At 47.6% G+C, this 22472-nt stretch carries 16 protein-coding genes; 10 read left to right on the top strand and 6 right to left on the bottom strand.

Annotated elements, in window-relative coordinates; all coding sequences use genetic code 11:
* The first annotated feature begins 2 nt into the window (after positions 1-2).
* The 7 genes from J3P35_RS20800 (at position 3) to J3P35_RS20770 (ending at position 12689) form a co-directional block, all read left to right on the top strand.
* Positions 3-1508 (top strand): RagB/SusD family nutrient uptake outer membrane protein, encoded by a 1506-nt coding sequence (locus J3P35_RS20800; RefSeq protein ID WP_210466640.1) that lies wholly within the window; start codon positions 3-5, stop codon positions 1506-1508.
* Between the two features lie 11 nt (positions 1509-1519).
* Complete coding sequence (locus tag J3P35_RS20795; RefSeq protein ID WP_210466639.1) at positions 1520-2083, top strand: DUF4843 domain-containing protein; 564 nt, start codon at positions 1520-1522, stop codon at positions 2081-2083.
* 1106 nt (positions 2084-3189) lie between these two features.
* A complete protein-coding gene (locus J3P35_RS20790; protein WP_210466638.1) occupies positions 3190-6183 on the top strand; it encodes a SusC/RagA family TonB-linked outer membrane protein in 2994 nt (997 codons plus the stop codon).
* A gap of 13 nt (positions 6184-6196) precedes the next feature.
* Positions 6197-7687, top strand: a complete 1491-nt coding sequence (locus tag J3P35_RS20785; protein ID WP_210466637.1) for a RagB/SusD family nutrient uptake outer membrane protein — start codon at positions 6197-6199, stop codon at positions 7685-7687.
* Positions 7688-7698: 11 nt separating this feature from the next.
* On the top strand, positions 7699-8325 hold the full coding sequence (locus J3P35_RS20780; protein ID WP_210466636.1) for a hypothetical protein: 627 nt from the start codon (positions 7699-7701) through the stop codon (positions 8323-8325).
* Positions 8326-8467: 142 nt separating this feature from the next.
* Positions 8468-10141, top strand: a complete 1674-nt coding sequence (locus tag J3P35_RS20775; protein WP_210466635.1) for an amidase — start codon at positions 8468-8470, stop codon at positions 10139-10141.
* A gap of 262 nt (positions 10142-10403) precedes the next feature.
* Positions 10404-12689, top strand: a complete 2286-nt coding sequence (locus tag J3P35_RS20770; protein WP_246850390.1) for a S9 family peptidase — start codon at positions 10404-10406, stop codon at positions 12687-12689.
* Positions 12690-12768: 79 nt separating this feature from the next.
* Here the strand turns inward: J3P35_RS20770 and J3P35_RS20765 are convergent, their stop codons facing one another.
* Both J3P35_RS20765 and J3P35_RS20760 read right to left on the bottom strand, forming a co-directional pair.
* The gene (locus tag J3P35_RS20765; RefSeq protein WP_210466633.1) at positions 12769-13608 is read right to left on the bottom strand and encodes a phosphatase PAP2 family protein; all 840 of its coding nucleotides are present in this window, start codon (positions 13606-13608) and stop codon (positions 12769-12771) included.
* Positions 13608-14417: a phosphatase PAP2 family protein gene (locus tag J3P35_RS20760; protein ID WP_210466632.1), complete on the bottom strand. Its 810-nt coding sequence runs from the start codon at positions 14415-14417 to the stop codon at positions 13608-13610. The genes J3P35_RS20765 and J3P35_RS20760 overlap by 1 nt, the downstream gene beginning before the upstream one ends.
* Before the next feature lie 323 nt (positions 14418-14740).
* On the opposite strand from J3P35_RS20760, the gene metK reads away from it, so the two are divergent.
* Positions 14741-16045, top strand: a complete 1305-nt coding sequence (metK, locus tag J3P35_RS20755) for a methionine adenosyltransferase (RefSeq protein WP_210466631.1) — start codon at positions 14741-14743, stop codon at positions 16043-16045.
* 74 nt (positions 16046-16119) lie between these two features.
* On the opposite strand, the gene hpf is transcribed toward metK, so the two are convergent.
* The 4 genes from hpf to J3P35_RS20735 form a co-directional block, all read right to left on the bottom strand.
* Positions 16120-16419, bottom strand: coding sequence for a ribosome hibernation-promoting factor, HPF/YfiA family (hpf, locus tag J3P35_RS20750; RefSeq protein ID WP_149092113.1), 300 nt, complete (start codon positions 16417-16419; stop codon positions 16120-16122).
* Between the two features lie 26 nt (positions 16420-16445).
* Positions 16446-17324, bottom strand: coding sequence for a tyrosine-type recombinase/integrase (locus J3P35_RS20745; protein WP_210466630.1), 879 nt, complete (start codon positions 17322-17324; stop codon positions 16446-16448).
* A 74-nt stretch (positions 17325-17398) separates the two neighbouring features.
* A complete protein-coding gene (gene rpsU / locus J3P35_RS20740) occupies positions 17399-17593 on the bottom strand; it encodes a 30S ribosomal protein S21 (RefSeq protein ID WP_149092115.1) in 195 nt (64 codons plus the stop codon).
* 84 nt (positions 17594-17677) lie between these two features.
* Positions 17678-18817, bottom strand: coding sequence for an acyl-CoA dehydrogenase (locus J3P35_RS20735; RefSeq protein WP_210466629.1), 1140 nt, complete (start codon positions 18815-18817; stop codon positions 17678-17680).
* 370 nt (positions 18818-19187) lie between these two features.
* On the opposite strand from J3P35_RS20735, the gene J3P35_RS20730 reads away from it, so the two are divergent.
* Positions 19188-20018: a polysaccharide biosynthesis/export family protein gene (locus tag J3P35_RS20730; RefSeq protein WP_210466628.1), complete on the top strand. Its 831-nt coding sequence runs from the start codon at positions 19188-19190 to the stop codon at positions 20016-20018.
* A gap of 15 nt (positions 20019-20033) precedes the next feature.
* Complete coding sequence (locus J3P35_RS20725; RefSeq protein WP_210466627.1) at positions 20034-22472, top strand: GumC family protein; 2439 nt, start codon at positions 20034-20036, stop codon at positions 22470-22472.

Genomic DNA, 22472 nt, shown 5'->3' with positions numbered 1-22472 from the left:
AGATGAAAAAAAGTTTCTTATATAGAATAAATACAGTTGTGCTTGCTGCTGGTATTGTATTCTCTACTTTCTCCTGCGAGGACTTGTTAGAGATTAAGCCAGAAACAGCAATTGATGGTGCAACAGCGCTTAACTCCAAGTCTGCCATTGAGGCAGCGATCAATGCCGCTTATGTTCCTTTGAAGTCTCTTCCGCTTTACGGAAACAGATTGATCACTTTGCCAGAAGCTCTGGCTGACAACGGACGTGCCACAAACAAATCTGGCCGTTTGCTCAACGAGGCTTCTAATATAAGAGGTGTTGCGAATCATTTCACTCACTGGGCTACTTCTTACAATGCTATTCAAAGAATTAACCTTGTTCTTGAGGCAATCCCTGGGTTAGCTGATCCTACCGTTTCTCAGACTGGTAAAGATGCTTACATAGGAGAGTTGAAGTTCTTAAGAGCATTATACCACTTTGACTTGGTGCGTTCTTACGCCTACATCCCAGGTGCGGTAGTAGATGCAAAGAACTTTGGAGGTGTTCCTGTCATTACCCAAACGTTTAAATCAGGACCGGATGCTGCCGCATTCCTGCCAGCAAGAGCCAGCCTTGATGAAACCTACAATGCCATCTATGCAGACTTAGATGAGGCGGTAGCTAAACTGGGTGCATTTGCAAACGCAGGGAAAGCTTCTAAAGTAGCGGCTCAGGCTCTTTACTCTAGAGTGGCACTTTACAGAAGAGATTATCCTAAGGTGATTGAAATGTCTACTGCTGTTATTGATGCAAGAGGCGCTACTTTAACTACTCCTGCTAACTACCTGGCTGGGTGGACTGCTGCCACTAACCCAGAAACTATCTTCCACGTTGCGTTTCAAACCGCAGCCGAAGGAAACGGGGTGAATGAGTCATTACAGACTGCTTTCACAACTCTGGTGACCAGAGGAAACCGCACGCAAACTGGTGGTTTTGGAGACTTAGTGCCAACACCAACCCTTTTGTCTGACCTAGGAATCACTGTTGCAGGTAACGGTACCGCCACTGCTGCAATCACTGCTCGTTCTGAAGATGTTCGTAATCTTCTGTTTGAAGTAGGAACTGCCGGTAGAGGAAACCCATGGGTTGAAGCCACCAAATTCATTGGTAAAAACGGCGCTATCAACTTAGACAACGTTCCTGTGCTGCGCATCTCTGAGATGTACCTGAACCGTGCTGAGGCTTATGCTAATACTGCCGGTGGATTAGTAAACGCGTTAGCTGACGTGAATACCATTAGAACAAACAGAGGCTTACTGCCAAGTGTTGCCGTTGATCAGGCATTGAAAAACGAAATCTTGTTGCAGCGCCGGTTAGAGTTTGCTTTTGAAGGTCATAGGTTCTTTGATCTTAAGCGTTTAGGAATGGACATCTCTAAGCCTGCATTAGGAACTACTGTTGCCTTTACTGAGGACGTGATTCTACCTGCTATCCCAACCATTGATGTGAATGGTAATCCTAATCTGAAGCAAAACAGCGGATATTAACAGAAATTAAAATGAAGAGATTATTATATTTTTTTGCTTTTGCTACACTATTGCTTAACTCCTGCATAGAGAACGATGAGGTTCTATGGGAAAAAAGCATGGTGGAGTTTGATGCTGCGGCATACAACGCTAAATCTACAGTAGACAAAGTAGTTAAAGATTACACGCTGTTGCTGCGCAGACCACAGTACGGAAGAAGTGTCTTGACTTCTGCTACTACCAGCTTTGCGGCAGATACGGTAATCACCAGAACCTGGGCAGCTACCAACGGCATGTTCAGACTGCGGGTGAACTTAGTAGGAGCCCAGAGAAGCGAAGCCCAGACGGTGTCTTATGTGGTAGTTCAGGATGAAACTACTGCTGTGCAAGGAACCCATTATGGCCCGTTATCTGGTACTGTTACCATCCCTGCTAACTCTAGCTTCGGGTATGTGGAGATTCCGATCCTGAACCCAGGACCGGCCACTGGCACTGCTCCAACTGCAGTACGCCTTGTGCTTGAACTCCGCGGAAACGAAGTGCTGATGCCAAGTCCTAACTATGATCGCATAGGCATTAACATTAGCCAATTGTAATTCATAAGAAATTAGATTATAAAAAAGCCCCGGAATATATTCCGGGGCTTTTTTGCTTTTGATAACATGTTAATTGGGAATTTTATTTTCTCCTATTTTTATAAATTACTGATGGGTAATAACTTATGTGTTTTTTATTAAAGGAAAAAAAAGCATTTTCCTTATTTATTTAAGTTAAAAGGCCTAAGCCACTATTCTAATATTTAGAAGATTGGTAAAGGCAGAAGCTTTGGCTGAAGTTTTTACGGATTAATAGCTTCTTATAATGCACTCTTTCATATCTTCTACTATACCCCACCTTGTATTGCAGACAGAGGTGCTCTAAACCCGTATCATTTATAATCCACACTTGCATTAGAGATTTCTGCCATAGTGGTTGAAGAGGAAGTAAGTAATTTTTAAGCCATTCATCATTTCAAAGCTATTCTTGGCTTGCCTTTAATTATTGCAGTGTCCTAGGTTACCTCAGTTTCAGGACTGATGCTATTTTACTCAATTTCCAGCAAAACGGCCCTTAAACACCCATTTTAAAGGTTATGCATAGGTAAGGAAGGCTTTCTGTATAAAGGCTCTGTCTGTTTTGGCAGGGCCTTGGCCGTCTGAACGAGTCAATGTTTATGCCTAAGCCGCGCTGTGATCAGGGTTTGCTCATAAAAACTTCTGGGGTTTTACTTCTAAAATACTAGAGAGCCCCAGCCGGACACTATTATATATAGTGTGAGAAATAGGGCACTCCAAAACTTAAAGATCTATTTGCAGGCTTACGCATAATTTATTAAGGGGTGCTTTTGAGCCCCTTCCATATGACCTTTCAGAAAAAAAATATTTGAAAATTATTTATAGTAACTCAGAGAAAAATAGATTAAGACTTTGTTAAAGATATCTGGCGTCTAAATGATATTATTTAAAAGTTGTAGGTGCAAAGCAGGCGAATTTATAAAATCAAGAAAAGCCCTGATTATTCCTTTGCTTAAACAGGGTTAAGTAGCTGCTAAATGGGTGGAAACTAGTGAAAAATAGAATGTTAAGAATTTGTTAAAGTATCTAATAAGTATATATTTGGTTATCAAACAAAATCATATCTCTACAAACAAACCAAAAAACACATGAAGAAAACACTACTCTTTAGTTTAGTGTTTATGCTGACGCTTCTTACCCAAGCGTGGGCACAAACACGAACTGTAACAGGACGAGTGACTGACGCGCAAACAGGTGAGGGAATGCCTGGCGTAACAGTTCAACTCAAAGGGAGCAGCACAGCCTCTCCAACGGATGTGAACGGTTCCTACACTATTAATGTGCCCAGTTCAGGCGGTACCCTGGTGTTCTCCTTTATTGGGTATTCAAGCCAGGAAATTGTGCTTGGGGCATCTTCAACGGTAAACGCCCGTTTAGCCACTGACTCCCGTGCAATCTCTGAAGTGGTAGTAACCGGCTACGGTGCTCCGCAGGAAAAAAGAGAAGTAACTGGTGCTATCACTTCTATTAAAGGTGCGGCTATTGAAAGTTTGCCAACTCAAACCTTTGACAGAGCCATGCAAGGCCGCTTAGCTGGTGTGCGGGTTACTTCTCAAAGTGGTCAGCCTGGTGGTGGAATTAGCGTTAACATTAGAGGTGCTGCTACTATCAACGGTTCCACACAACCTTTGTACGTAGTAGATGGGGTTCAAATAAGCCCAGGTGGTGCTTCTTCCCAGACTTCCGCTAACGTGCTTTCTTCCATTAACCCGGCAGATATTGAAACCATTGAAGTGTTGAAAGATGCAGCAAGTGCGTCAATCTACGGTTCTCAGGCAGCTAATGGGGTTGTGATCATTACCACTAAAAGAGGAAAGTCTGGCAAGACCCGAATTAAGGTTTCTGGCCAGTATGGGGTTAATGAAATGTATAACCCTTATGAGGTCTTGGATGCTTCATGGTATTATGCTTTGAAACAAGAAGCTTACGTTAATCAATATCTGCGTAGAGGTTTCACACGTGAGGAAGGTCTAGCCGCAGCTGCTGCAGCTGTTTTCCCTGGTGGAGTGCCAACTTCTATTCCTTCTACGGATTGGTATGACGCCATCTCCCAAAAAGGCAAAGTACAGCAGTATGATCTTTCTGCCAGTGGTGGTGATGAAAAGACCAGATTCTTTATTTCGGGCTCTTTTAACAAAACAGAGGGTACTATCATCAATTCTGATTTTACCCGTGGTACAGTAAGAGCAAACATTGACCACAAACTGTCAAATAAGTTTTCCTTAGAAACCACTTTAGGTCTGACTGGTTCAAAATCTAAAGGTCCTACAACTAACGTTGGGTTCTTTACCAACACTCCGTTCACAGGTGCTTTGTTCATCCCGCCTTATAACAGTGTTTATAACGAAGATGGAACCTTCAATAAAAACATCCGGAACGCTTACAACCTGAACATTGTGCAGTCTCTGTATGAAGAGGACAGGATGACCGACATTGCTCAGACCGTAAGTAATATGGCCATCAATTATGACATTGTACCTGGTTTGCGTTTCCGGGCTTTTGCAGGGATAGATTTCTCAGATGCCAAGAACCGAAACTACAGACCAACTTCTCTGCCTATCTATGCTCCAACGGGTACCGCCAATGAGTCTTTTGACAGAAGAATAAACTGGACTACCAGCCATACCTTAAACTTCAACAAGAAATTTGCTGAGGTACACAATGTGGGCGCTTTGGGAGGTTTTGAGTATCGTCAAGTAGACAACACTACGTTGAGCTCTGGTGGATCTGGTTTTGCCAGTCCTTTGTTTAGATTGCTCAGCAGCGCAGCCACGCCTACTTCTGTTGGTTCTGTCTTTGGAGGTTACAAAGTGGCCAGCTTCTTTGGTAATTTCAAATACGACTATAAGTCAAAGTACCTGGCTTCTGCCACCCTGCGTTATGACGGGTCTTCCAGATTCGGTGCTAACAACAAATGGGGTCTGTTCTACGGACTATCTGCCGGATGGCGTATTTCAGGTGAGGAATTCATGCAAGATCTTGCCTTCGTAAATGACTTGAAACTGAGAGCGAGTTACGGGGTAGTAGGTTCTCAGCCTACTGGTGATTTCACCTCCCTTGGTCTGTTTGGCAACGGCGGCCAGTACAATGATCAGCCAGGAATTCGTCCTACCCAATTGGCGAATGCTGATTTTGGATGGGAAAGCTCCAAGCAGGTGAACTTAGGGTTAGACTTCTCGGTGGCTAACAACAGAGTCTCTGGTTCATTCGATATCTACAGAAAAAACACCACTGACCTGATCTTGTCAAGACAGTTACCATCTGATGCGTTTCCGGCTGGTATCACAGAAAATGGCGGTGAAATAGAGCAAAAGGGGATTGATTTTGAGATCACTACTATCAACGTAGATGCAGGTGATTTCAGATGGTCTACTACTTTCAATATTGGTTTAACTGAAAACAAGCTCCTCTCTTTGAACGTGGGAGACCGTATAGGAAACACCTATGTAGTAGGCAAACCGCTTTACCTGATGTACACTTACAAATGGGCAGGGGTTAACCCAGCAGATGGCCGTCCTATGTTCTATGACAGAAACGGAAACATTACCTATAGCCCAACTACTGCAGACCAGGACTTTGTAGGCGACCAGAACGCAGATGCCTTTGGTGGTGCCGGAACAACCTTGTCTTACAAAGGTTTGTCATTGGATGTGTTATTTCAGTATGAGTATGGCAGAGACGGGTTCATCCAAACCGGTCAGGTATTGGAGCAGGCAGGATCTGCAAATGAAAACCAGGCTACTTCACAGTTAAGCAGATGGATTAGACCCGGTCATATGACTTGGGTACCTCGTCCGTACGAAGGTGAACTTGAGCCAGGCGGATTCTATCATTCTGATTTCTCAAACAGATTTATTGAGGAAGGATCTTACATCCGTTTGAAGCAAGTAACCCTAAGCTATAAAGTGCCAACAGCACTTTCTGAACGCATCCGTATCCCGTCCATAAGCATGTTCGTGCAGGGCTTGAACTTGGCTACCTTCACAAATTACCGGGGCGATGATCCAGAGAATACAGGCCAGAACCTGAACGCCTATCCTAATCCAAGAACCATCACTGGCGGTATATCTGTAGAATTTTAATCATTGATTCAAAATGAGAAATAAAATAATAGCATTATCAATATTGGCGAGCTTTGCTGTTTCATCTTGTGATGATTTAGTACAAGTGGAGCCACAAAACTCTGTCTCAACAGGGGTTGCTCTTTCAGATGTGAACAGTTACCAGGCGGTGCTTACCTCTGTTTATGACCGTCTTCAAAGCTTCAACTACTGGGGGCGCGATTTCGCCCTTTTAGGAGATGCTTTGAGTGATAATATATTCACTGCCTCTACCTTGGCCGGTGGTCGTTATGTAACGGCCAACGTGAACGGTAGAGGAGCGCACTACGGTATTTGGGGCACGGCTTATGCTGCCATCAATGAGTTGAATACAGTTATTTCTACCATTGACGGGTTAACTGTTCCCACCTCTCAAGTAGGTGCCAGAGACCAGGTGAAGGCAGAAGCTTATGCGTTACGCGCTATGATCTATTTTGATTTGGCTCGTGTGTATGGGTATGAGCCTACTAACATTCCTACAACGGGACAAGGAGCAGGGTTCAACAAAAGTGTTATCCTGCGTATTACCCCTACTACAGATGCAAGCCAAGCTGATTTTAGAGCTAGAGCGACCATAGATCAGGTATATGCTCAGATTGAGTCTGACTTCAAAGCTAGTTTCCCATTGTTTGAGTCGGCTTTCGCGGCGACAAAAACAGCGCCTAGTAAATACAAAATGAATATTGGCGCAGCCCACGCTTTATTAGGAAAAGTGTATCTGTATGCTGGAAAGTATGCTGAGGCGGTCACTGAGTTTGATGCTGCCATGGCTACCTCTGTTGCTTCTTTGGCCAACTCCTACACCGATATTTTGGCTCCTGGAAGTGTTGAATCCTACTTTGAACTACGGTTTGTGGCTGCCACTGAAATGGCGGGTGTAACTGGCGGTAATGAGTCTCTGTTCTCTTACACGAACAATACCCTTAACAATCCCTTAGGATTGAGTACCTTTGGCGGGCAAACTGCTTCTGCTGAATTACAGGCCTTGTTTACTCCTGAAGACACCCGTTGGGGCGTAGAGGACGGCCGCTCTTATACCGCAGCAGGGTTTACCTGGGGTTATAAGTACACCTCTTCAAACGGTACTTTCACAGATAATCCTAAAATCATCAGATATGCAGATGTGCTCCTGATGAAGGCAGAGGCCCTGGCCATGCAAGGACAGTATGCGCCTGCCGCCACCTTGGTTGATCAACTAAGAGCCAAACGCATCACAGGCACACCAACCGCTTCTCCTACAGATGCTACTATCATTAACTTTATTAAAGATGAGAGAAGAAGAGAGCTGTACTTTGAAGGACACAGATGGTTTGATTTAAAACGTTACGGAGAAGGTATTGCCAAACCTTCCCTCACGGGAGTAGGTACTATTCCGGCAACAGACTTCAGAATTCTAGCTCAGATACCTACTGGTGAGGTTCAATTAAGCCCTGCTGTAGGTGATGATCCTTCTGTTAAACTTTTAGAGCAAAACCCTGGCTATTAATGACATCCTTTATGAAAATCTCATTTAAACATATTTTCTTGCTTTTAGCTTCTGGGGTTGTGTTCTCCAGTTGTCTGCCAGATCCGGCTGAGAAAGCCTTAGTATATAACGGTCCTACTGTTGTGGAATTTAAAAACCATACCCTGGGAATGGTTGCCTCTTCAGCGACTGCGGCACATGGGCTGGATTTCAGAGGAATTCTTTCCAACACCGGAAATGGGCAGACAGACTCTTCAAGAGTTATTTCTTTGATGGGGTATACTATTCCTGCTACATCAACGGCTCCCCGGAGAGACATAAGTGCACGTACCGTTGACACCGTTTATGTGCAGTTAGTTGGTCCGCAAAGAAGTACGACTACCGAAGTAAAATTCGAGGTTTTTCCTGCTCCTAACGCTGCCGGTACAATTACTGGTGCCGTAGAAGGTACTGATTACACTCTGGAAGGAGGTAACAGCAACAAGGTGGTGACAATACCTGCAAATTCATCTGTAGGGTATATCTACCTCAGAGGGAATGCTGCCAGCTTTACTGGTAGAGAGAAAAAGAGAGTTGGATTACGGTTGCTTGGAGCCCCAGATGCGTCTCCAAACCCCAACTATGATGCTTTCTATGTGACCATGACCCTTACCAACTAGAAGTAAATAGCTCTTTGAAAAAAGCTGCCCCTTGGGGCAGCTTTTTTTATTATAGGTTAGGCCTAAACCACCCTGGAAGCCTAGAAAGTCCTAAACTTTGACCTAAATTGTCATGGCAAAAAGTGCACATAGAGAAATTAGCATGATCAGAAATCTGAATAGAATTTTAACGCTGTCGGCCTTTGGCGGAGTCCTTTTCGTTTCTGGGGCGTTTTTCGGGAAACAGGCCCAATTAGAGAAGATTACGGTACCTATGGTGCAGAGTGCCCAGCAGTTGCTCGGTCTCAACTTTAAGCCCGCGCAGCTGGATACCGCGTTGGCAGAGCTAACTGATTTAAGGAAAAGCTATGGCAGGTTAAGGGAAGCCAAACTGGACAACAGCGTGCCTCCGGCCCTTATGTTCAACCCTTTGCCAGTTGGGTTTAGGTTTGAGAAGGAGTCAAAAGCCTTCAAGGCCTCGGACGCTGGGAAGGTGAGCCTGCCGGCCAATCAGGAGGATCTGGCGTTCTACACGGTACGGGAATTGGCTGAGCTGGTGCGCACGAAGAAAATCTCATCGGTGGAGCTGACCAGGTTCTTTTTGGCCCGATTAAAGAAATACGACACTAAACTGCACTGCGTCACCTCTCTTACTGAGGAACTGGCCCTTCAGCAGGCCCAGCTGGCCGATGCCGAGATCAAAGCCGGTAAGTACAAAGGTCTACTGCACGGCATCCCGTATGGGGTGAAAGATCTGCTGAGCACCAAAGGCTATAAAACCACGTGGGGCTCGGTGCCCTACAAAGATCAGGTCATAGACGAAGATGCCACCGTGGTGCAGAGGCTGCACGAGGCCGGGGCGGTGCTCGTAGCCAAAACCACTTTAGGCGAGCTGGCCATGGGCGATGTGTGGTACGGCGGCAAGACCAGGACCCCCTGGGACCTGAACCGTGGCTCCAGCGGCTCCTCGGCGGGATCGGCGTCTGCGGTGGCAGCGGGGCTGCTTCCCTTCGCCATAGGTACCGAGACTCTGGGTTCCATCGTGTCACCGTCCACCGCCTGCGGTACCACGGGCCTGAGACCTACGTACGGACGGGTGAGCCGCCACGGCGCCATGGCGTTGAGCTGGTCCATGGATAAGATCGGGCCTATTGCCAGATCGGTGGAGGACTGCGCTATCGTCTTCAATGCCATCTGCGGACCAGACGGCAAAGACCAGTCGGTGTATGAGGCGCCTTTCAACTATTCGCCTAGCATCAATGTGAAGAAACTGCGCATCGGGTACCTCAAGAACGATTTTGGCAAAGACTATCCGTTCAAAGCCCAGGACCAGGCCACGCTGGAGGCACTGAGAAAAGCAGGGCACGAGCTTATCCCTATGGACCTGCCCAAGCTGCCGGTGAACGATCTGGTGATGACCATCTCGGTGGAGGGCGCGGCCGCATTTGAGCAGATCACCCTGAACGGGAAAGTAGACCAGATGGTGAACCAGGACCGAAACGCCTGGCCCAACACTTTCCGCAGCGCCCGATTTATCCCGGCGGTGGAGTACCTGCAGGCACAGCGGGTCCGCTACCAACTGGTGCAGGAAATGGATAAGCTAATGCAGAAAGTAGACGTGTACGTGTCTCCGTCCTTTGCCAGCAGCAACTTGGTGGTCACCAACCTGACGGGGCATCCGTGCGTGGTGATCCCCAACGGCTTCACGAACCAAACCCGTCCCACCACCATCACTTTCATCGGGAAGTTGTTTGGCGAGGCGGAATTGCTGGCCTTCGTGAAGGAGTACCAGGACAAAACCGATTTCCACAAGAAGCATCCTTCCATCGCATTGTAGAAGTTTCGACCCAATCCCATAAAGTGTCTCAGGCTATTTTTGCTTTGTTTCGTGAAAAAGAAGGCAAAAACAGTTTGTGGCAAGCTTCGGATTGCAGGAGGTTTGTCGCCTTCTGGGGACGTTTCCGATTTTAACCCATTTTCCAGAAAACAAGCTGAAAATGCACACTTTCACTAAATCCCTTGTAGTAGGGACCCTAACTTTATTTTCATTCCTACAGAGCCAGGCCCAGACCAAGCCTACGCTAACTGTGGATAAAATCATGCAAGACCCGGCTCAGTGGATCGGGACCTCGCCCAGCAGTGTCTACTGGTCAGATAACGGCAAGCAGGTCTACTTCCAGTGGAATCCTGAGAAAGCCCGGCGCGACTCGCTGTACACGGTGCAGGCGGGCAGCAAGAAAGTGAGCAAAGTATCGGCGGCGGACCGGAAAAAGCTGTTCACGCCGGGTGGCGTCTTTAACCAGAAGCGCACCATGCGGCTGTATGAGCGTGGCGGCGACCTTTTCCTGGTGAACGTGAAGGACGGCAAACTGCGCCAGCTCACCAAAACTGTGGAGCGGGAGTCATCGCCGGCGTTTGCCTATGATGAGCAGGAAATCACCTACGTGAAAGATGGTAATCTCTACGCCTGGAATTTAGGTAACGGTCAAACCCGGCAACTCACCGATTTCAGGAAAGGCAGAAAGCCCGTGGACCCCGAGCTGGTAAAAGACAAGCAGGACCGTTTCCTGCAGGCGCAGCAAACAGAACTGTTGCATATCATCCAGAAACGGGAAGAAGAACGTCGGCAGCAGCGTCTGGCGCAGAAAGAAACCGCCAGGAACCGGCCCAAAGAGATTTACATCGAGGATAAATCGGTGGACAATATCATTCTGAGCCCCGATGAGCGGTTTATCACCTATCGTATGGTAACTAGGCCAGCGAACGGCAAAATAGCGCAGGTTCCCAACTATGTGACGGCATCGGGCTACACCGAGGAGATTCCCACCCGCACCAAGGTTGGCGATGACCAGGCCACGTATGAACTGGGGCTCTATGACACGCGGCTGGATACCACTTACCTGGTTTCCTTCAAATCGCTGCCTGGCATCCAGGACAAACCCGCTTACCTCAAAGACCAAAAACAGTCTAAAGCTGATTCTGCGCGCACTGCCTCCGAGGTAAGAAAGGTTATGATGTTTGGACCTTATTATTCACCGGATGGCAAGAAAGCGGTGCTGGTGGCCAGATCACATGACAACAAAGACCGCTGGATCATGGCCTTTGACCCGACTACCCGTGCCATCAAAGTGCTGGACCGCCTGCACGACGAGGCCTGGATCAACGGCTATGGCGCTGGCGAGATAGGCTGGTTGCCCGATAGCGAGAACGTGTGGTTCTTGTCTGAGGAAAGCGGTTATGCCCACCTGTACACGGTCAACGCCACCTCAGGAAAGAAAGCTGCCCTTACCAACGGTAAATTTGAGGTGCTCAACCTGCAGATGTCCCAGGATAAAAAGTACTGGTATCTCACCACAAACCAGGTGCACCCGGGGGAGCAGCATTTCTACCGGATGCCTCTGAAAGGCGGCAAAATGGAGCAGATCACACGCATGACGGGCGCCCATGAGGTAACCATGTCCCCGGACGAAAAGAACCTGGCCATCCGCTATTCCTACTCCAACAAGCCCTGGGAGCTGTACCTCATGGAGAACAAGCCCGGCGCCAAACCGGTGCAGATCACCAAATCTACTACGGCGGAGTTCAACGCCTATCCTTGGCGAGAGCCGGAGGTGATCACCTTCAAAGCCTCGGACGGGGCCGATGTCCATGCCAGGTTGTACAAGCCGGAGAACGCGAATGCCAGCGGTCCGGCGGTGATCTTTGTGCACGGCGCGGGGTACCTGCAGAACGCCCATAAATGGTGGAGCACTTACTTTAGAGAATACATGTTCCACAACCTGTTGGTAGACAAAGGCTATACCGTACTGGATATTGACTATCGTGGCAGCGCGGGCTACGGTCGGGACTGGCGAACGGGCATCTATCGGCACATGGGAGGCAAAGACCTCAGCGACCACGTAGATGGCGCCAAGATGCTGGTGGAGAAATACAAAGTGAATCCTAAACGCATAGGTATCTACGGCGGTTCTTACGGCGGTTTCATCACGCTCATGGCCATGTTTACCCAGCCCGATGTTTTCGCCGCGGGCGCTGCCCTGCGGTCCGTAACGGACTGGGCCCACTACAACCACGGCTATACCTCCAACATTTTGAACGAACCGCAGAATGACAGCCTAGCCTACGTGCGCAGTTCGCCCATCTACTTCGCCGAAGGCCTGAAAGGTGCCCTCCTTATGTGCCACGGAATGGTAGACACCAACGTGCATTTCCAGGACATCGTGCGGCTGTCGCAGCGCCTGATTGAGCTGAAGAAGGAGAATTGGGAGTTGGCCGTTTATCCAATAGAAGACCATGGGTTCGTGGAGCCAAGCAGCTGGACCGATGAGTACAAGCGTATTCTGAAGCTGTTTGAAACCAATTTAAACCAATCGGCCCCGAAATAGAATCTGAACTTAAAACAGGAAAGCCAGCCTCCATGGAGGCTGGCTTTCCTGTTTTATAGGGCTTTTTGAAAAATATAGCCTAAAAACGTCTGGTGAGTGCCACGCCCTGCAGAGACTGGCCAGGGAGCTGCTCGGTGGCCGGCACCAATCGCCAGCTGGTTTCCCGGCTTCTCTTATGAAGTTCCGGTACCAGAATACCAATTCCCGCCCCAACGGCGTAACCCACCAGGTTATCGCTGAGGAAATGTTTGCCAGCCTTTAGCCGCAGATAGCCAACTGTAGCTGGGTAAGCCGCCGCTACTCCCCACACCACCGGCCGCCAGGGAGAATCTGGGTGCAGGTCATGAAAGACCTTGGCGGTGAAAAAGGCAACGCTGGCCGTGGCCGCCGTGTGGCCTGCGAAAAAGGAGTTCTCAGCGTACTTGTGCAGGCGTTCCTCCAGCGGTGCATCGGTGGCATAGACGTTGGGTCTTTTCCGGTTAGTGAGTCCGGCAGTCAGCGCGTACACTCCTCCGGCCAAGGAAACTGTCTCGGCGTAGAGAAAGAAGATGTCTTTGGCGTGTGGGCCTGCTTCTTTATCCGCCAAGAAAAGTAATGGCACAAAGTAGGAGGTGTAGAAGAAGATATCGCTGGCGTCTTTGGCTTTCTTGCTGTAATTGCCCGCAGCCCACCGGTCAAACTTGTTTACCTGGCTTTTGTCAATGTTCCTCAGGTCTTCCTCGGTAAGCTGTTTCTTGTTGGTGAGCAGCATGGAGCCGGTCACAGCCATGGTTACGCCGCCGGCGGTGATGAAGCCATCGCGGAGCAGGTCTGTGTGGTACAAACGTTCCTGGCTTTGGGCTCGCACCGGGCCGGCCACAAACTGCAGCAGCACCAACAATACCAACACGTACCGATATGGAAGAAGCAGGCGTTTCATCAGAATTTATATTGCAGGCTTACTCCGTCAAGATTCTGGCCAAGTACCGGGATCACGCTGGGCGAGATGGAGAGTCCGCTGTTTTTCTTGTGCAGCTGCGGCACCAGAATACCTACGGCTGCGCCTACTCCGTAACCTACCAGGTTATCGCTGAGGAAGTGCTTTCCGGCCTCCAGACGCAGGTAACCTACTGCAGCGGGTACAAGGGCCGCGCCAGCCCATACAAACGGACGCGCGGGAGAATCTGGGTTATAGTCATGGAAAACCTTGGCGGTGAAGAAGGAGATGGTAGACACTGCCGCCGTATGCCCGGCAAAGAAAGAGTTCTGGGAGTTGGCGCGGGTCTTCTGACCCATTTCCACCTCGGGGCTATACGTCAAAGGCCGGGCCCTGGGAAATGCGGCGGAGCTCATGGTGAAAATGGTTCCTGTGATGGACATGGTCTCTACATACAATGCCAACAGTTGACCCGTGTTGTTATTGATCTTGGAGTCAAACAGCAATAGCCCAGGGGCTGCCAGAGAGCCATACAGCATGAAGTCACTTACCTTTTTAGCGCTTTCGCTATGGTTTCCGGCCGAGAAGCGGTCAAAGCTGTTGACATCGCTCTTCCGCAGGTTCATGGCTTCTGCCTCGGTGAAAGGCTCTTTCTGCTGCATCAGGTAAAGACCTAATCCGCTTAAGCCCATGCCAACGGCGGTAACGGGGGCATCTACCTTGAAGGAGGTATTATAGGGTGATTCTGATTGGGCAAAAGTCTGGGTAAAAGTTAAAATGCTTATGATAAGTGTAAACAGGTTCCTTTTCATAGTTGGGGAAGGTAGGTTTGGATTAAAAGATGTTTTTGAAACGGGAGGAGGTATAAAAGGTTTCTGCCCTGCAAAACGGAGCCGGCCAGAGTGAGAAAACTCGTTTTGGGGCCGTTTTCTTTAAACCAAAGCAAAAGCAGAAATGGGTACCGGAATAAGGAGACTTACAGAAGAAATTGGAGACAGAACCCCGCATTTAAGAAGCAAGGTTTTTGCATCTTCGGCAATTAAGCTAAATTTGCCTCTTGCGGACCAAGTGCCTGATGCGTTTTTCATAAAACCTCGGAGGTGACCGCCTTGTCATAGAAATTATACCTTAGAGAATGCCTTATCTTTTTACATCTGAGTCGGTATCGGAAGGACATCCGGATAAAGTAGCCGATCAAATCTCTGACGCTCTGTTAGATGAGTTCCTGAAACAAGATCCTCAGTCCAAAGTAGCCTGCGAAACCCTGGTAACTACCGGTCTGGTGGTGCTGAGCGGCGAGGTGAAATCAGACGCTTACGTTGACGTGCAGAAAGTAGCTCGCGAGGTGATCCGCCGCATTGGGTATACCAAGTCAGAGTATAAGTTTGATGCCGAGGCCTGCGGGGTGATCTCTACCATCCATGAGCAGTCCGGCGATATCAACCAGGGCGTTGAGCGCGAGAACCCAGAAGATCAGGGTGCCGGTGACCAGGGCATGATGTTTGGGTACGCCACAAATGAAACCGACAGCTATATGCCATTGGCCCTGGAGATCTCTCACTTGCTCCTGAAAGAATTGGCCGCTGTGCGGAAAGAAGGCAAAGAAATGACCTACCTGCGCCCCGATGCCAAGTCTCAGGTGACCATCCGCTACTCAGACAACCACGTGCCGGAGAAAATTGACACTGTGGTGATCTCTACCCAGCACGATGAGTTTGAAAGCTCGGACGCCTCTGATAGAACTGCCTCTAAGCAGGCTGAGGAGAAGATGGTGGCCAGGATCAAAGAAGATGTGCTGAATATTCTGTTGCCAAGGGTAAAGAGCCATTTGCCGCAACGTACCGTTGATTTATTCACGGATGACATTACCTACCACATCAACCCAACCGGGAAATTCGTGATTGGTGGTCCGCACGGCGATACCGGCTTAACAGGCCGTAAGATCATCGTGGATACCTATGGGGGCAAAGGCGCCCACGGCGGAGGGGCATTCTCCGGAAAAGATTCCTCTAAAGTAGACCGTTCTGCTGCTTACGCAGCCCGCCACATTGCCAAGAACCTGGTAGCCGCCGGGGTGGCTGACCAAGTACTGGTACAGGTAGCCTACGCGATTGGGGTAGCTGAGCCGGTTGGCTTATATGTGACCACCTACGGTACCACCAAAGTAAAAGGCGCCAATGGCGAGGTAATGACGGACGGCGAGATCGCCAACAAAGTGAATGAGTTGTTTGAGATGCGTCCTTATGATATTGTGAAGCGTTTCGGGCTGCAGAACCCTATTTTCTCAGAAACCGCCGCTTACGGTCACATGGGGCGCGAGTCTGGCTTGAAGCAGGTGACTTATCAGGTGAACGGTAAAGCCGAGACCAGAGAGTTCGAGACTTTCACCTGGGAGAAGCTGGACTACGTAGATAAAATCAAAGCTGCCTTCAATTTATAAGATTGCGTTTAGCACCTGTTTTAACGAAAAGAGCCCCAAAGTGGGGCTCTTTTTTTTTATAGGGTGTCTTTATCTTAATGGGTGGCTAACTTGTCTTTGTACCTGATGAGTTGCTTTTTGAGGTCCTCTACGGCTTTGTCTGTGGCAGTTTCAAAAGTGCCGGCCTCTTCTGAGCAGTACAGGGTAGCGCCAGGAACGAAGATTTTTACCTCCACCAGTTTATTATCATGAGACTCTGGCTTCTGCACACGCAGGGCCACTTCGCCGCTTACTATTCTGTCAAAAAAGGTATCTAACTTGTCTAATTTTCTCTGAAGGAAATCTAACAGACTTTGGTCTGCGGTGAAGTGTACAGATCGGATTTGCAGTTTCATAGTTTACTTCTTTAGGGTGTTACGAATTAAGCCTTTGGATGAGCCTTCTCAAAGACGGCTTTGAGCTTCTCAATTGAGTTGTGGGTATAGACCTGCGTGGCCGCCAGGCTGGCATGGCCCAACAAATCTTTAATGGCGCCCAAATCTGCCCCTCGGTTAAGTAGATGGGTGGCAAAGGAGTGACGGAGCACGTGCGGACTGTTTTTAATAGCAGTAGACACAGAACTCATGTACTTTTTCACCACCCGGTATACATACTTGGGGTAGAGGGGCGCTTCTTTATCCGTAACGAAGAGAAAAGGAGAATTGTTTTTGGGAAAAGTAGCCCGCCGTTCCTGCAAATAAACGGTGAGAGCCTGGACCAGAGAGGGGTTCAGGGGCAATATTCGTTCCTTGTTGCCTTTGCCCAAAACCTTCAAAGTGCTGGAGGAGAGATTAATATCTTCTAGTTTGAGGTTGGTCAGCTCGGCCAGGCGCATGCCGGTGCCATAAAGCAATTCAAGGATGAGTTTTTCCCGCTGGCCCTTAAAATCAGGTGAGAATTTGCTTTGGTCCAGTAATTGGGTAAAGGCATCCTCCGGGATGAAGGCCGGGAGTTTCTTGGCTAATTTTGGGGCTTTTATACGAACCGTGGGATTCACATCCAAAACGCCGCGCTGTACCAGGAAACGGAAATAGGAGCGGAGAGAGGCAATTTTCCGGTGGATGGTGCGGCTGTCCAGTTCCTTCTGGACCAAAGTTACTACCCAGGACCTGATAATGGCATGGTCTGCCGCCTGAATATCCTCCAGGTCATATACCTCCTGCAGGTATTCTTTGAACTGCTGAAGATCTGTTTGGTACGAGGTAATGGTATGCGGACTGAAGCGCTTCTCGTACTGGAGGTACTTAAAAAATAATTCCATAAATCAGTAAGTAGCCGCTGTGGGGCGGTACGCACTAATTTATGGAATTACCACGTAAATTCTAAAGATAAGGCCTAGTAGTTGTCGTTCGCGAACAACTGTTGCTTATAGATTGCTCTCTCTTTCTGCTTTCTTTTGGCTACAGAAGGCTTTTGGAAGAAAGTTCTGGCACGCAATTGCTTCAATACGCCAGTTCTTTCAAATTTCTTTTTGAATCTTTTTAAGGCTTTGTCTACAGACTCGTTATCCTTTACGTTGATGATGATCATATAAGAGATTGATTTTAAAGTCAATTGTTTTAAGGAGTGCAAAGATATTGACAAATCTATTGACAGTCAATACCTATTCCCTAATTATTTTAATACTGATCTGGAGATAACAAGTTTCTGGATTTCTGAGGTGCCCTCGCCAATGGTGCAGAGCTTGGCATCGCGGTAGTATTTCTCCGCAGGGTAGTCTTTGGTGTATCCGTATCCCCCGAAAATCTGCAAGGCCTCGTTGGCGGCACGTACGCTCACTTCCGAGGCATACAGTTTAGCCATGGCTGATTCCTTGGTCACGTTTTCGCCCCGGTTTTTCATATCAGCGGCCCGGTAGGTCAGTAGGGAAGCGGCCTCAATCTCGGTGGCCATATCTGCCAGTTTGAACGCGATGCCCTGGAATTGAGCAATGGGTTTGTTGAATTGCTGGCGTTCCTTGGCATAAGCCAAAGCCGCTTCGTAGGCTCCCTGGGCAATACCTAAACTCAAAGCCGCAATGGAGATCCGGCCGCCGTCGAGTACTTTCATAGACTGAATAAACCCTTCGCCTACGTCTCCCAGGATATTCTCGTGCGGTACGCGACAATCCTCAAAGATCAACTCAGTGGTCTCTGAGGCACGCATGCCTAACTTATCTTCTTTACGCCCCGCTGAAAAACCTTCGGTTGGTTTCTCTATGACAAAGGCAGTCATCCCATGGGAATCACCCACCTCGCCGGTTCTGGCAATCACTACGGCAATGTTGCTGGATTTACCGTGGGTAATAAAGTTCTTTGCGCCATTAAGCACCCAGTGGTCTCCGTCTCTTACCGCTACTGTGCGCATGTTTCCTGCATCGGATCCGGTGTTAGGCTCCGTTAGTCCCCAGGCGCCAATCCACTCGGCGGTGGCTAGTTTAGGAAGCCATTTACGTTTCTGTTCCTCATTGCCAAACTGCAGGATATGTCCGGTACACAAAGAATTGTGAGCGGCCATGGAAAGGCCAATAGAACCGTCAATCTTGGATAACTCAGCAATGGCAGTCACATACTCCAGGTAGCCGAACCCTGACCCACCGTATTCCTGTGGCACTAGTACGCCCATGAGCCCTAATTCACCCAACTGCTTGAAGACATGGACGGGGAACTCCTGGGATTCATCCCACTTCATCATGTCTGGTTTGATGGACTTTGCGCCAAAATCACGGATCATATCAGCAATCATTTGCTGATTCTCGTTATAGATAAGTTGCATTGGGGTATAGGTTATCCTTTTAGTCTTGTTTTTATAAAAGTAGCACAAAAACTTAATCCTACCTAACGTATGTTAGGGTTTCTAGTTCTAAACTGAGGAATTTGTCACTCTTAAGATTACGTGTGTTCGCAAAGCTGGTGTTTACCCCAAATGAAAATGCCTGCTTTTAGTGTTTGCTAGGATTATATAAACTTTTTTATCAGAAAAAGACTACAAAGTTGATTGGGTGTTTTTGAAGTAGACCTATTCCTTTATGCAAGATTTTGGCGTAGCCATTACTTTTGCCTTACTTTGTGGTTGGCTTTGTCTGTACCTAACCTAAGTGAGGTGCAGATGTTTAATTTGTATTTAAGACTCTTCCTGTATAGGTATGCTTTTTGCTTTCCGCAAACCAATTTTTTATCTCCTTCTTTTGATTGGGATTTCACAACTCAGTTCCTGTAATGTCTATCGGCAGAACGTCATGTTCAGAACAGAGGGTGACGTAAACGCCGATTTGTTGCGGGCTTCTACGGCCGAGGCTGGAAGAAACTATAGGATTCAACCAAATGATGTCCTGAACATCCGGATTTACACGAACAAAGGTGAGATTCTGGTAGACCCTAACAACTTCTTGCGTCAGGAATTAACCCAGACAGGAGGTAGAGGTGGGGGAAACGTGGCAGCCCAACAAAACAACCAGAAGGATCAACAGGAATACACAGTTCTGCCCAATGGCGAGGTTAAAGTTCCTATGATTGGCTTTGTGCCGGTACAGGGTTTGACCGTTTCCCAAGCCGATAGTCTGTTCCAAAGCAGATTTGAAACTTATTATAGAGACACCTATGTTTATTCACAAGTAATCAGTAGAAGGGTGGTGGTGCTTGGTGCCACAGGAGGTAGAGTGGTTCCCCTTTCTAATGAAAATATCAATGTGGTAGAAGTTCTGGCGCTGGCAGGCGGAATCCCGGAAAATGGGAAGGCGCATAATATAAGATTGATACGGGATGTGGCTTCTGGAAAACCTATTGTGCATGTCATAGACCTCTCCACCGTGGCAGGTTTGCAGAGGGCGAGCCTCAAGGTGCAGCCTAATGATGTCATTTACGTGGAACCAGTGCGACGGGTATTTAATGAGTCCCTGCGAGATGTTTTGACAGTAGTAGGGGCTCTTTCAAATGTGCTTACCTCTTATATCGTTATCCGGAATATAATCAATTAAGGTCAAAGTAATTTCATGAGCGTAAAGACAGCCAATGATCTGGATGAACTGGATCATCGTTTGGGGAGTGTTGAGGATGAAGAGGATGACGGAGGAACAAGCATAGATTTTGTTACTCTCCTGCATGTAGTACGGCGCAGCATTCCATGGGTATTACTGCTTGTTATTCTGGGTGCTTCAGCCTCTTATTTATATTTAAGATATACCAAAAAAGTATATGAATCATCCTCCACCATCAAGTTGGATGAGCAGTCTGAAGCGGGTGTGCTTGGGTTAGAGAATAATGGCCTCAAAGTAGAGTCTGGAATTGGAAAGCTTCAAGGAGAGGTTGATCTGATCAAGTCTAATATTGTATTTGAAAGACTGAAGAGAACCATGCCTCTTCAGGTGAGTTACCATGTGGAGGCACGGGTGCTAGATGCAGAGTTGTATAAAGACAGTCCATTTGAAATAGTTTATGACTCTACAAACTTTAACGTGTATGATCAGAAAATATACGTGAAGTTTGACTCCCCCAGTAAATTCGATGTTTATGTAGGCGAAGGAGGAAAACATTCTTCACATCCAGTTGGCGTTCCTTTTGCACTTTCTGGTAGTACCATTACTATCAATGCTCTGCCTTCCTTTACTACTGCCAATGTTGGAGAAACGTATTTCTTTATTGTGCATAGTAATCGTTCTCTCAAAGGTTATATTGATAATAATCTAACCACTGCCATTCTAAATCCTGAGTCTAAAACAATTCAGATTTCATTCAAAGACTTTAATCGGTATAAGGCACACGATATTGTCAATAATATTGACGCTGTTTATCTGCAGCACAAGATTGAGCGAAGCAACCAGGCAAGCAGGCAAACCCTTAATTTCTTAAACGATCAGTTAAAGGACACGGAAGACAGCCTCCGGAAAGCAGAGAATGATATAGAAAGATTTGTAAGACAGACTAAGTCTTATGATATCAAATCCAACCTGCAGGAAGCGCTCGCTCAGGTCCAGGAATTGGAAAAGGAAAAGCTAGAACTCAGGTTTCAATTATCACTACTGAACACTATCCAAGCTAAAGTTCAGAGAAATGAAGATTTGGCCATGGTTGTTTCCGGTCTTCAAGGACAGGAAAATCAGGATCCTGAACTGGCTGAACAGTTAACAGAATTGAGTGATCTGCAGGCGCGCCTTAGAACTGTTAGATTAACCAGTAGAGGCAATACCACCGCCGATAATGCGCTTGAGGAGAAACTGGCTTTTTCGCAAAATAGAATTGCTGGTATCCTAAATAGTAGTAGAGCCCTGGTACAAACGAAGATTCAAAACATTGATAGAACTCAAGGTGAATTGACAGGTAAAATCCTGCAAGCTCCTTCACAGGAAACAGAGCGGGCCAGATTAGAGCGGATTTTTGGTCTGTATGAAAGCTTCTTTACCCAAATCCTGAATAAGAGAGTGGAGTATGGAATTGCGATGGCAGGCACTACTCCGGATTTCCAAATCCTGTCACCTGCTAACCTGCCTGATGAGTCGAGCCCCATCTCTCCCAACAGGCTTATCATCTATGCCATTGGGGTTGCCGGAGGGTTGTTCTTGGGCATTGGCTTAATTGCCACGCGGTATTTGATGCACGATACTGTGACAAACGTTAGAGAATTGGAGCGGAATACATCCATCCCGGTCCTTGGGGTTGTTCCATCTTATGACAAGCAGAAAATGCCGTTCTCCAAGTTGGTGGTGAATCAGAACCCTAAGTCTGCTTTGAGCGAGTCTATTCGATCCATCCGGACTAACCTGGAGTTTATGAGTGCCTCCAAGAAGAAACGGATCATTTCAGTTACGTCGACGATAAGTGGCGAAGGAAAGACCTTTGTGGCGGTGAACTTGAGTGGTATCATTGCCATGTCTGGGTTGAAAGTTGTGGTTCTGGACTTAGATATGCGGAAACCTAAGGTGCATATTGCTTTGGATGGAGACAACAGTAAGGGTATGAGCACGATTCTCATTGACAAGCATACCGTGCTTGAGAGCGTGCAAAATACCTCCATTCCAGACCTGGATTTTATCTCGGCGGGTCCTACACCTCCGAATCCGTCTGAGTTGATTATGGGTAGCCGTTTTGATGCTGTTTTAGAGGAACTGCACCAAATCTATGATATCGTCTTGATTGACAGTCCACCAGTTGGTTTGGTAACAGACGGGGTGTTGATTATGCGCAAGGCAGATGTTCCGCTTTATATTGTGCGGGCCAATTACTCCAAAAAAGCGTTCTTGAAAGGCATTGATAAGCTGGTGCGTACAAACCACCTCTCCAACATGGCCGCTATCTTAAATGATGTAAGCGGGGCCAATATGTACGGTTATGGTTATGGTTACGGGTACGGTTATGGTTACGGGTACGGGCAAGGCTACTATGATGAGGAAGTAAAACCAACATTTGGAAGCAAGTTGAAGTCTATCTTCAAATAG

Source organism: Rufibacter roseolus, assembly GCF_017916365.1.
GTDB classification, from domain to species: Bacteria; Bacteroidota; Bacteroidia; order Cytophagales; family Hymenobacteraceae; genus Nibribacter; species Nibribacter roseolus.
Note: the sequence above shows the minus strand (reverse complement) of the source record. Positions and strands in the feature narration are given on the sequence as shown.

Excerpts from the sequence above, each read along its gene's own strand:
- J3P35_RS20800 (WP_210466640.1), top strand. The coding sequence starts at position 3 with ATGAAAAAAAGTTTCTTATATAGAATAAATACAGTTGTGCTTGCTGCT.
- J3P35_RS20795 (WP_210466639.1), top strand. The coding sequence starts at position 1,520 with ATGAAGAGATTATTATATTTTTTTGCTTTTGCTACACTATTGCTTAAC.
- J3P35_RS20790 (WP_210466638.1), top strand. The coding sequence starts at position 3,190 with ATGAAGAAAACACTACTCTTTAGTTTAGTGTTTATGCTGACGCTTCTT.
- J3P35_RS20785 (WP_210466637.1), top strand. The coding sequence starts at position 6,197 with ATGAGAAATAAAATAATAGCATTATCAATATTGGCGAGCTTTGCTGTT.
- J3P35_RS20780 (WP_210466636.1), top strand. The coding sequence starts at position 7,699 with ATGAAAATCTCATTTAAACATATTTTCTTGCTTTTAGCTTCTGGGGTT.
- J3P35_RS20775 (WP_210466635.1), top strand. The coding sequence starts at position 8,468 with ATGATCAGAAATCTGAATAGAATTTTAACGCTGTCGGCCTTTGGCGGA.
- J3P35_RS20770 (WP_246850390.1), top strand. The coding sequence starts at position 10,404 with ATGCAAGACCCGGCTCAGTGGATCGGGACCTCGCCCAGCAGTGTCTAC.
- J3P35_RS20765 (WP_210466633.1), bottom strand. The coding sequence starts at position 13,608 with ATGAAACGCCTGCTTCTTCCATATCGGTACGTGTTGGTATTGTTGGTG.
- J3P35_RS20760 (WP_210466632.1), bottom strand. The coding sequence starts at position 14,417 with ATGAAAAGGAACCTGTTTACACTTATCATAAGCATTTTAACTTTTACC.
- metK (WP_210466631.1), top strand. The coding sequence starts at position 14,741 with ATGCCTTATCTTTTTACATCTGAGTCGGTATCGGAAGGACATCCGGAT.
- hpf (WP_149092113.1), bottom strand. The coding sequence starts at position 16,419 with ATGAAACTGCAAATCCGATCTGTACACTTCACCGCAGACCAAAGTCTG.
- J3P35_RS20745 (WP_210466630.1), bottom strand. The coding sequence starts at position 17,324 with ATGGAATTATTTTTTAAGTACCTCCAGTACGAGAAGCGCTTCAGTCCG.
- rpsU (WP_149092115.1), bottom strand. The coding sequence starts at position 17,593 with ATGATCATCATCAACGTAAAGGATAACGAGTCTGTAGACAAAGCCTTA.
- J3P35_RS20735 (WP_210466629.1), bottom strand. The coding sequence starts at position 18,817 with ATGCAACTTATCTATAACGAGAATCAGCAAATGATTGCTGATATGATC.
- J3P35_RS20730 (WP_210466628.1), top strand. The coding sequence starts at position 19,188 with ATGCTTTTTGCTTTCCGCAAACCAATTTTTTATCTCCTTCTTTTGATT.
- J3P35_RS20725 (WP_210466627.1), top strand. The coding sequence starts at position 20,034 with ATGAGCGTAAAGACAGCCAATGATCTGGATGAACTGGATCATCGTTTG.